Genomic DNA, 11,316 nt, shown 5'->3' on the forward strand with positions numbered 1-11,316 from the left:
AAATGAAAGGACATTAGCATTCCATGCCCTATCAAACCGTTGCTTTAATTGGAAAACCTCAGCACGCTGCAACCCACGACAGCCTGAACATTCTTGCCGAATATTTATTGGCAAAAGGCTGTAAATTATTGGTTGAGGAAAGTATTGCTGAAGAGCTTGAAACTGAAAACTTCAAAAGCTGTAACCTTGTCACTATTGGCAAAGAGGCTGACCTTGCCGTTGTGGTTGGCGGTGACGGCAGCATGCTTGGTGCAGCACGTGTGCTCGCTCGCTTTGACATTCACGTTGTCGGTGTAAACCGCGGAAATCTCGGCTTTTTAACTGATATCCACCCCGATGATATTGTTCAACAACTTGACCTTATCTTTAACGGTGAATGCGTAGTAGAAGAGCGCTTCTTACTTGAAGTAGAAGTTTATCGACACGAAAAGCTTAAAAGTAACAACTCTGCTGTAAACGAAGTGGTGCTTCACCACGGAAAAGTTGCCCATATGATGGAATTTGAAATTTACATCGATGAGCAATTTGTATTCAGTCAGCGCAGCGACGGATTAATAGTAGCCACTCCTACAGGTTCAACGGCTTACTCTTTATCAGCGGGCGGCCCTATTATAATGCCTAAGCTAGATGCGCTAACTTTAGTACCCATGTTTCCTCACACACTGAGCAGCCGGCCAATCGTTGTTGATGCTGACAGTCAGGTATCGATGAAAGTATCAAAGGTTAACAGTGACTCGCTACAAGTGAGTTGCGATAGCCATATTGTCCTGCCGGTGCTACCTGGCGATGAAATTCGAATAAATAAAAGCGTAGACAAACTCCATCTTGTTCATCCTAAGGGCTACAGCTACTTCAATGTACTTCGTAAAAAATTAGGTTGGGGTAGTAAGCTTTACTAACCTCCCTGCTCCATTTAGTTGATTCCATGTGCATTTATTACATAAGCCTGTAGCATTTTCTTGATTGCTACAGGCTTGAAAAATAAAGATATTTTAATCTTCTCTAATTTCCTTAACGAAAACCAAGACTTATAGAAATATAAGTTTTCGGCATACCTGTTGCACCTATTACAACAAGCCGTCAGCACAAGGTCTTTGTTATTTGGCCTAAATGATGTTTCGCATCCCGCTGACTTATTTGCATTCAATAGGAGATATCATGAGTAACACCAATATCAAATTTACAGCCCCTGGAATGGATAACGATGCTGCTGCCAAAACAATCAAGGTATTGGATCAGCGATTGGTTGCACTATTAGATTTACAGTTAACGTTGAAGCACATTCATTGGAATGTAGTAGGACCAAATTTTATCGGTGTGCATGAAATGTTGGATCCGCAGGTAGATGCGGTACGCGAAATGACCGACACAATTGCAGAGCGAATTGCTACATTAGGTGGCGTACCGAAAGGTACACCAAAAGCCATTGTTGAAGGTCGCAGCTGGAACGATTATGAATTGGGTAAAGGTTTAGTACTTGACCACCTTAAGGCGCTAGATGCCGTATATGACGGTGTAAATGGTGACCATAGAAAAGCGTTAGAGCTTCTAGGTGAAATTGACCCAGTATCGGAAGATATGATCACCGGCCAACTTGCAGATTTAGAACAGTTCCAGTGGTTTGTGCGCGCGCACATTGAGTCTGGCAGCGGTGAGCTACAGCAATAGAATACGACCACTGTGTTTGCAGATTGTAATCCGAACTATCTGCAATAGATTAAAGTTATAATGTTAAGGAGAGCTTCGGCTCTCCTTTTTAAGTTATCCCTTCGCGGCGAACCCGAATTAGAGGTTATTCATAACCCATCTTTGAAATTTCCAACCTATGAATCTGATTTTAAAAACATTACTATCGACACCGGTTGTTTTTAAATAAATATTTTGCGACTTAACTTTACACAGCAAAAATACTGTATATATTATCAGTTACTGTATATATCATCATGTTCAACTTATTCGAGTGTGGTTATGTTAGCGCATCTGTCTATTTCTAATTTTGCTGTTGTAAAACAATTATCAGTTCAACTGGAAAACGGGTTGACTGCTATAACCGGTGAAACCGGTGCAGGTAAATCAATTGCTATTGATGCTTTAAGCTTGTGCTTAGGCGAGCGTGCCGACGCAAATGCGGTGCGAAAAGGTAGTGCAAAAGCAGAGATCATTGCTCACTTTTCTTTAACCGGCAATGTATTAGCTAAAGCCTTCCTCGATGAACATGAGCTCACCTCAGATGAAGATGAGAATAGCTGCTTTATTCGCAGAGTTATTTCAAAGGAAGGCCGTTCAAAAGCGTTTATCAACGGTATTCCCGCCTCACTTCAGCAGTTAAAAGGCTTAGGCCAATTTTTGTTGGCCATTCATGGTCAAAATACTCACCTACAGTTGCTGAAAGAAGACCATCAAAGGGAATTAGTTGATGGTTACGCTCAGCACGACGACTTATTAGTGCAAGTTAGAGAAACCTACTCTCTTTGGCGTGATAAGCAGCGCACGTTAAAGGCGCTTCAAGAACAAGCTCAGCAGCGCGAAGACAGAATTCAGCTGTTAACTTATCAGGTTCAAGAACTTGATGAATTCGCCATTGAAGAAGGTGAATTTGAAGAGTTAGAAATAGAACACAAGCGCCTGAGTAACGGGCAAAGTCTTTTAGAGCAAGCACAGACCAGCGTATACAATTTATATGAAAGCGATGAAGGCAACGCACTGTCAGTTATACAGAGCAGTATTGAACGTTTAGGCGAATTAGAGGCGCACGACGCTAGTTTAACGCCAATCATTGCAATGCTTAATGATGCAGCAATTCAAGTAGAAGAAGCAGCAGGAGAGCTACGTAGCTACTGCGATCACTTAGAGATCGATCCACTTCGCTTACAGCAAGTTGAGGCGCGCTATGCGAAGGCGATGGAACTTGCCCGTAAACATACCGTGATGCCAGAAGGACTTTATCAGCATCACCAAGAGCTTGCCGCCGAGTTCAATGCTTTATCGGAACAGGAAACACTGTTAGGTACGCTTGAAGGCGAAGTAGAAGAAGCACGAGCAACGTATTTAACCGCGACCAAAGCGCTTTCTGACAGCAGGCAACGTGCTGCAGGCAAGCTAAGCGAAGATATTGAAGTGCAAATTCGCCAAATGAATATGCCCCACGCAAAAGTGGATATTCAGATTCAATACGACGAACTTAAGAAGCCGGTGAGCACAGGTCTAGATATCGTAGAATTTAAAGTGTCTACTAACCCCGGTCAAGATGCAGACAAGTTAGAAAAAGTCGTATCAGGTGGTGAACTTTCTCGTATAGGACTGGCTATTCAGGTTATCGCGAGCGGACATCACGCAACACCTACCATGATATTCGATGAAGTCGATACGGGTATTAGCGGCCCAACAGCATCAATCGTCGGTGGGCTTTTACGCAAATTAGGTAAGCAATCGCAAGTAATGTGTGTAACTCACCTACCCCAAGTAGCGGCGCAGGCACATAATCAACTGTTTGTTACCAAGCTTACCGACGGGGAAAGTACTGAAACCCAGATGTTGGCGCTGACTAAGCAAGACAGAATTGATGAGCTTGCAAGACTGTTAGCCGGTGATAAAGTAACCAAATCGGCGCTAGCGAATGCAAAAGAACTGCTTAAAAGCGCAGCATCGAACTAAAATGCAGTTGATTGGTCATAGTTGTCAATGTAGCATGCCTTCGCGCTTGCAATAAAACAGTCTCGAAATTCGCTTTAGCGAAGTTCATTGACACTAACAAAGGCAATACTGGACAAATTAACGCATGAAGTTGCAACACCTATTAGTAATTCTTGGTATCACACTTACATCAACCGCTTGTTCGAACTGGATTTATCGAATCGACGTTCCTCAAGGAAACTTCCTTGATCAAAGAGATGTGGAAAAGCTGCGCGTTGGAATGACAAAAGAACAAGTTATTTATGTACTAGGTAACCCTGTTGTTCAAGACTCATTCGACGATGACACTTGGTATTACGTTTACGATATGAAGCGCGGTATGAAAAAGCGTGGTGAAGATTTTCAAAAGCAAATGGTGATTAACTTTGTAGACAACAAAGTGACAACGGTTGAAGGTGACTTCGAGTTATCTGAAGACTTCAATACACCGCTTGATAACTAATTTTGTTTAAAAGGTAGCGTTTCTCGCTACCTTTTTGTTTCTAATACATTTCATAAAAACGCCCGTTTTTTTAGAGATATATCGCTTACCTACTTGAGGCTTATATGGAACATAGTTTTTGGCACAGTAAATGGCAAAAGAACGAAATTGGATTTCATGAACCTAAAGGCAATGTGCTTCTCGTAAAGTATGCGTCTTTTCTGCTTGGCGACGATAGTTCTAATTCTTCGTTAAAACGCATATTTGTTCCACTATGTGGAAAGACCCGTGACATTGCTTGGTTACTTTCCAAGGGTTGTGAAGTGGTTGGTGCTGAGCTAAGCGAAGTGGCTATTATACAGCTGTTTGAAGAGCTAGGTGCAGAGCCTACCGTTACCACTACTGCCAAAGGTAAGGTTTATACTAAAGACGGCTTAACCATACACGTGGGCGATATTTTTAAACTCACATCAAGCGACATAGGTGACGTTACTGGTGTTTACGACAGAGCAGCTTTAGTAGCGCTGCCTAGCCCCCTTCGCGAGCAATATGCAGCGCACCTAATTGCTATTACCCAATGCGCCCCCCAGCTAATCATTTCATTCGAGTATGACCAAAATGAAATGGCCGGCCCTCCATTTAGCGTTAACGAAAAAACCGTCGACGCTCTTTATTCAGCGGACTACAACATTCAAAGGTTAGAGCGCTCGGTGCTTGAAGGCGGTTTGAAAGGCAAAGTAGACGCTGATAATTTGGTATTTCACTTAGTCGCTAGATAACCTTATTTTGTATTGAAACTCACAAAGACTCGACGAAAGCGTTAGCAGCTTACCTGTTTGAAATCGCTTGATCTATTAAGTGACGTTAAGCGCTAAGAAAAATGTGTTTATGTGGGGACTTATTTTTCTCGCCATGCCCGATCAATAGTGTCGGAAAGTGGTTGAAGTAAATATTCTAGAGCGGTGCGCTCACCGGTTTGTACAAACACTTCTGCTGGCATCCCGGGAATAAGACCTTCTGAAGGAAGCTTCGCAAGCTCTTCTGCTGCTATACTTACTCGAATAATGAAATAAGTCATACCCGAACGCTCGTCTAACATGCTGTCAGCTGAGACATATTGCAGCTTTCCTATCAGTTCAGGTGTTGTCCTTTGCTGAAGCCCAGAGAGTTTGACTCGTGCACTTTGACCCACCAGTAAGTCATCAACATCCGTAGGTAATACTTGTCCTTCAACAATAAGCGCGTCATTGTCTGGAACAATCTCCATGAGCAATTGCCCAGGGACTACTACTCCTCCTTCGGTATGCACATTTAAACCTACAATTAACCCATCAACAGGGGCTTTAACGACCATTTGTTGCAGGTGGTGTGTTGCAGCATTAGCACGCTCTTGTAAATCAATGATCTCTGACTCAACATCTTGCAGTTCAGCTAACACCTGCTCATGGAAACTGCGCTTCACTCGGATAAGCTCTAAGCGCTTTTCATCAATACTCGCTTTCGCACTGGCAATGGATGAAACAAGTTCGCCAGCCCTTCCCTCAAGTTGGGCCAAATTCCTTTCTAGCTCAAGCAGACGCTCATTTCCTACTAACCCTCTAGCTTTAAGGTTTTTAAGATTAACCAGTTCGTCCTTACTTATTTCTATTTGGGTTTGAGTAGAGGCTTGTTGACTTTCAAAGCCCGATATTTGTGATTTGAGGTTTTCAATTTGTTGATGCAGAATTTCTTGCTGGGATACCTGCACAGAACGCCGAATCGAAAATAGAGATTGCTGAGCGTCAATCAGGCTATTTTTATCTTCATGCTCTCTATGCAAAAACCGCGTGAAATCGGGCTGGTCAGTATTGTCTCTCTCCGCTTGTAAACGACTACGTTTCAACTCTGCTGTGAAGAGTGCCCCCGCGACAATTCCTAATGAAGACTTGGCTTGAACGGGATCTAAAATTACCAATGTGTCGCCCTTTTTCACTCTCTGTCCGTCAGAAACCAATATTTGATTAACAATGCCTCCGTCAAGGTGTTGAATTTGTTTACGGTTGGAGTCTACTTTTAGTTGACCTACTGCGATAATAGCACTGGCCAGTTTCGCTGAAGACGCCCAAGCCGTCGCTCCTACAAGAAATACCAGTAAGATAGTCAGGCCAGACACAATGGGCCCTTTCAGTGATGTCTTAATTTTAGGTAAATCGTCGTTAGCTATATTCATTTTTAGGTACCTGTTTTTTGAACAGCAGGCCTGACGAGTTTAGCCATAATTTCATTGGTGGGGCCAAAAGCAGCGAGTGCACCGTTTTGCATGACTAATAACTTATCCGTTAAGTTCATGAGAGCTGGGCGATGCCCTATCACTAGAACTGTGGCACCATTTTCTTTCAGCGCTTTTATCGCGGCAGCGACGGTACGTTCTGCCTCTGCGTCTAGAGAAGACGTCGGCTCATCAAGTAGAATGAGCTTGGGCAACCCAAAAGCTGCCCGCGCTAGCGCTATTCTCTGCCTTTGCCCACCAGACAAAGCTTCATCAAAGTTATCAGCAGCGAAGTTATAGCCATTATCCAAGCCAAGGATCATTTCATGTACACCAGCAAGCTGTGCTGCTTGCATGATTTCGTTTGGATCTGCATCAGTGAAGCGGCTGATGTTCTCCGCAATTGTTCCGGGAAAAAGCTCTACACTTTGCGGTAAGTAACCTATATGTGGCCCTAGTACTTTTCTGTCCCATTGGGAGTAAGTCGCGCCATCGAGGCGAATATCACCATGGGTGGGTTCATAAAGCCCTAAAAGCAATTTTCCCAAAGTACTTTTACCCGCTGCATTAGGCCCTGTTATTCCAATGACCTCGCCCGGATTTATCGTTAAGCTTACATCTCTTATCAGCGGCTTTTCACTGTTCGGAAACTGAAAGATAGCGTTTTGAACGGTTAACTTGCCCTTTGGTTCTGGCAACGGCAGCGGTTCAGTCAAAGGGGGTAAACTACTTTGATATTCTAGTAATCGTTCCCTCGCATCACGGGCAGCAATAACCAAGCGCCATCCAGTTATAGACGCTTCAATAGGTGCTAGGCCTCTTCCCATTACAATTGAGGCGGCAATCATTACGCCAGGGGAAGATTCTTGCTCTATCACAAGGAATGCTCCCATTCCCAAAATACCTACCTGGAGCGCAAACCTCAGGCCTTTAGATATTGCCGAAATACCGCTACTGCGGGAATTGGCAAGGCCTCCAAAACTTAAGCTTTTTAAATGAGGTATATTCCATTTAGCAAGAATATGACTGCTCATCCCCATTGCATAAACTGCATTCCGGTTTTTTCCGCACACATCCGTATAGCGATGAGCCTGGCTAGATGCATTTTGACTGTCTTTTTGCGCGACACGGGTCATCTTCTCGCCTAAAAGCGCCAAGCTAAAAAGTACAATAGCGCCTGCCAGCGCAATATGCCCTAACATTGGATGTAGAATATAGATTAACGCTAGATAAAGCGGTGTAAACGGTGCGTCCATTATTGCGGTGAGTGCTGGTGATGAGAGAAAACTGCGCACGGTGTCTACATCACGTAGTGGCTGGCTATGCCCTCCCTGTTCAATTATGTTTTTAAACAAGTAACCGCTCACTGTTTTATCAAAAGCATTACCTAAACGAGCGAGTACAATTCCGCGAACGATGTCTAACGTGGCCAACACAATCAGTGCAACCAAAGCAAAAATAGTCAGGAAAAGTAGAGTGGCATGACTGCCAGAAACCAATACTCGATCATAGACCTGCAGCATGTATAAGGGGGAGACCAGCATCAACAGATTAATGGCTAAACTAAACAAAAAAACATAAAGGAGCGCTGACTTAATATTAGCCAACGCTTTATTCACAGGCATCAATCCATTGCCATTTTTCATAGTCACTGTCCGTAATGATTAAGGCGTGCTTAGATTTGGCGTTTTACACTCTTCTTCGAACAAGCATCAATACCAAACCAAGTGACAGAATTGACAGCGCTGAAGGTGCATTAGCTTGAACGACTGGCTCGCCCTCTATTTGGAATGCAAAATCAACACCCGACGGAGAATAGTTGACAGCTCCCGATGGAGCTAAAGGGTTTAATAACCAGCTATATTCTCCAGGAACCGATGGTATTGATGCATAAGCCCATCCAAAAGCAAGTTCATTGTTAAGAAAGGGATCTGTTCCGACATTAAGAAAATAATCGCCGGGTCCTAAAGTAACGTTGACCAGTTCGATTTCGTGTCGAAACAATACACCGTCGCCGACTTCCGTTTTAGAAAAAGTTCCGCCAGTACCCGAAGCGCCTGTTGCACTAAACAATGGTGAATTATGAACGAACCCAGGCTCATCTCGATATAAGCGCAGCGAAATGTATTCACTCCCAGTATAAGTAGGAAGGTCAAAAGACCAAAAACTAATTTTGTTAATAGTGGTCATCTGTGTTACGGAAAAGTCCTCTAAAAGCGAGGGAGTGTTATTTACTGAAAATGTATTATCTATAAAAGATACAGCGCCACCAACTGTTGGAACTAAGGGTTCATTATTTACTATCAACGCTGCGTTCGCTTTTGAAGAACTCAAACTTAGTATATAGAGCAGTACGGTCAACGCTAATCCATACTTTGAACACGAATGTTTCATATATCTTCCTTAATCTCGGTGTTATTTGCTATCTAACTAACCAACTATAAGTCTACATACAAAACGTTACTGCTTGTTTGCAACCGCGTGACCTTACTACCTTGTAGTTTTAATTTTAGCAATTATTAAGCCACTAAAATTTTATTTAAAATTCAATAAGCTGAAAATAAAGTTGGGTGTCGCCACCCAACATTTGTATAAAAACCAGACACCATTATCGAATCAAGTAATCGTCATATTGCGTAAACTGCATATCACTATCCTCGAACTCTAACGCAAGTTCAGCAATTATTGTCTGTTTGTCATCGCTAGGAGTAAGCGCTGCCGACTGCTCGCCTCTTTGTAAAGCGTAATTCAGCGTCATTGCTTTGCTCATACCAGCACTGTCCGTTGATAGTTGGGCGAAATCAAATTCAACATTACTCCCGACTTCACCAGTTAAGGACAGACTGCTTTTGGTAGGCGTCTCTTGAGCATCTATTAAGTCAGGTACCACGGGTAAGGTTGAAACGATACCTTCTTTAACCTCTGTAGATTCTTCTTCAAGTTGAGTCAGAGTAACTTCACCAGTTGTTTCCAGCTCACTCGTTACTGCTGCTTGGCTTTCATCTTGCTCATCGTCAGATTCAATCGGATCTGACATCACAGGTAATGTGAACATAATATCGTCATCGATTTGAATAACTTTCGCTGTTGAATCAAGCAGTAAAACTTCACCACCCGAAGCCGATTCACCTAAGCCTACGGATACGCCTTCATCTGGTTCCTCATCCGACTCGATGGGTTCTTCCACCACCGGTAGTGTTGAAACGATATCTTTTTTGCCTTCGAGTGCTTTAGCTGACTCGGGACCAACATCGTTTGTATTCGCCGCGTTATCGCTTGAGTTAGATGACACTTTTTCGCTGTCATTTTTATCTGACTCAACAGGGTCTGATACTACAGGTAACGTTGACATCACGTCTTTATCATGAGCAGGTAGCGCCGCCTCCTGCGTGTTGTCCTTATCGCCTGCTGCAGCATCAACATTCAATGCTATTACAGATGCTCCAACCAACCGAACTGGGGTAGGCAATATCGATTTAACGTCATTTTCAGTTTGACCTGGAATGGTTACCACATTTGGTAACGGCGTTGCCCTTGAACTATTGTCCAATTCATCAGCTGGGTTAATTAACTCTGGTATAGGCAGAATAGATAACATAGCATCTTGCGCTACTTCTAACGGGCTGTTGGCAACGTTTACAACATTGTCGCTACCACGGAACCCCACTTGAATAGCGTCAATGAGTAATTCACTGCCTGTATTAGCCTCTCCTGAACCTGCAATGCCATTGTCGTCTGCATAACTTCCATAGACAAATTGTCCGTTGCCATCGTAAGCACCTGCAGTAACCACAAAGTAGTCGAATGCACTTTGAGTCGTAAAGTTCATTGAGACCTCACCACTAGCACTACCGGTAACCAAATATTCATCAACTAGGTTACCGCTTTCATCAAAGAATTGGACTCTGGCTTGTTCATCAAGGTTTCCTGATTCATTAGCATACAAATCAGTAAACATAATCTCGCCGCTCATCGCTGATGTATCAATATCGAACCGTATTCCCTCGGTACCGTCTAACTGCTGGAAGAAGGAGCCCGTTTGTGATGTGCGCCCAGATACACCTAAGTGTCCGAAAGCAACATCTTGCCCCTCAATACGCCAAGAGTCCCAGCCAACGAAAGACATTCCTGACCATGCTTCATTTAGGTCGGCGGTATTTGCTTTATGTGCTAGTGTGATTCCTTCGTCGGTCCAACTATTCTGCCAAGCATAGGGGTCAAAGAAATTAAAGAATAGTGACGCATCACCAATGCGGGTGCCTACATCTACATCATCTACAACACCCACATCATACGTGCCAGACGCCGTGACAAGCTGAACACTGACTTCGTATAGACCAAGGTCACCGTACTCGTGTAACAAAGCATTTGGATCGTTAAAGCTTTCAGACGTGCCATCTCCCCAATCTACTATCACTTCCAAGACAGGCTCATCACTGGATATTTGCAAATCAAGCTGCACTTCTTGATCGCGAAGGGTAAATTCCTGAATAGAACCCGTTGCTGTAGGTTCGCTGATTTCTTCGTTTACCGTTATCGTGGTACTGGCAGCAACAAACTCTCCATCTTCATCAGTAATAAGGAGCTCTATGGTTGGGTTAGTAATTGTTCCGTCATAGCTATGAACGTAATCCCCAGCTCCGGTGTAAACAGAAGTTGTTCCATCTCCCCAGTTAATGACGGCGTTTGAAATAGTATCGTCACCTGGGTCGACCACCTCACCAAAGTTGATAGTAAACGGTGCATTAGCATCAACGCTCGCGTCCGATGAAACTGACGTAGCCGGCGCTACATTGTTGATGGTGACATCGACGGTGCCTGCGTCAAACGTGCCTTCATCATTCACGATCTGCACACTGACAGTGGCACTACTGTCACCATCTGCGAAGGTATGAGTAACATCACCTAGCTCAGTAACCGACTGCACCGTAGAGCCATCACCCCAGTCAATAAG

8 protein-coding genes and 1 pseudogene are annotated in these 11,316 nt (G+C 43.7%); 5 read left to right on the plus strand and 4 right to left on the minus strand.

Going from position 1 to position 11,316, the window contains the following annotated elements; translation table 11 throughout:
- Nucleotides 1–23: 23 nt before the first annotated feature.
- The 5 genes from nadK to tmpT all read left to right on the plus strand — a co-directional run bounded on the left by nadK (nucleotide 24) and on the right by tmpT (nucleotide 4,893).
- The gene (gene nadK, locus AC27KT_RS19315) at nucleotides 24–899 is read left to right on the plus strand and encodes an NAD(+) kinase (protein WP_014948959.1); all 876 of its coding nucleotides are present in this window, start codon (nucleotides 24–26) and stop codon (nucleotides 897–899) included.
- A gap of 259 nt (nucleotides 900–1,158) precedes the next feature.
- Entirely contained in the window at nucleotides 1,159–1,668 is a 510-nt protein-coding gene (gene dps, locus AC27KT_RS19320) for a DNA starvation/stationary phase protection protein Dps (RefSeq protein ID WP_014976104.1), read from the plus strand.
- Nucleotides 1,669–1,968: 300 nt separating this feature from the next.
- Nucleotides 1,969–3,654 (plus strand): DNA repair protein RecN, encoded by a 1,686-nt coding sequence (gene recN, locus AC27KT_RS19325; RefSeq protein WP_487132662.1) that lies wholly within the window; start codon nucleotides 1,969–1,971, stop codon nucleotides 3,652–3,654.
- A gap of 124 nt (nucleotides 3,655–3,778) precedes the next feature.
- The gene (locus AC27KT_RS19330) at nucleotides 3,779–4,135 is read left to right on the plus strand and encodes an outer membrane protein assembly factor BamE (RefSeq protein ID WP_012517879.1); all 357 of its coding nucleotides are present in this window, start codon (nucleotides 3,779–3,781) and stop codon (nucleotides 4,133–4,135) included.
- 104 nt (nucleotides 4,136–4,239) lie between these two features.
- Entirely contained in the window at nucleotides 4,240–4,893 is a 654-nt protein-coding gene (tmpT, locus tag AC27KT_RS19335) for a thiopurine S-methyltransferase (protein WP_487132664.1), read from the plus strand.
- A gap of 119 nt (nucleotides 4,894–5,012) precedes the next feature.
- Here the strand turns inward: tmpT and AC27KT_RS19340 are convergent, their stop codons facing one another.
- From AC27KT_RS19340 to AC27KT_RS19355, 4 genes and pseudogenes are all read right to left on the minus strand, one after another.
- A complete protein-coding gene (locus AC27KT_RS19340) occupies nucleotides 5,013–6,323 on the minus strand; it encodes an HlyD family type I secretion periplasmic adaptor subunit (protein WP_487132666.1) in 1,311 nt (436 codons plus the stop codon).
- A gap of 2 nt (nucleotides 6,324–6,325) precedes the next feature.
- Nucleotides 6,326–8,008 (minus strand): type I secretion system permease/ATPase, encoded by a 1,683-nt coding sequence (locus tag AC27KT_RS19345; protein ID WP_487132668.1) that lies wholly within the window; start codon nucleotides 8,006–8,008, stop codon nucleotides 6,326–6,328.
- 43 nt (nucleotides 8,009–8,051) lie between these two features.
- On the minus strand, nucleotides 8,052–8,756 hold the full coding sequence (locus tag AC27KT_RS19350) for a hypothetical protein (protein ID WP_487132670.1): 705 nt from the start codon (nucleotides 8,754–8,756) through the stop codon (nucleotides 8,052–8,054).
- A 214-nt stretch (nucleotides 8,757–8,970) separates the two neighbouring features.
- Nucleotides 8,971–11,316 (minus strand): annotated as a pseudogene (locus tag AC27KT_RS19355) (beta strand repeat-containing protein); the annotation flags it as partial.

Source organism: Alteromonas sp. 5NW40-0090 (assembly GCF_057552975.1).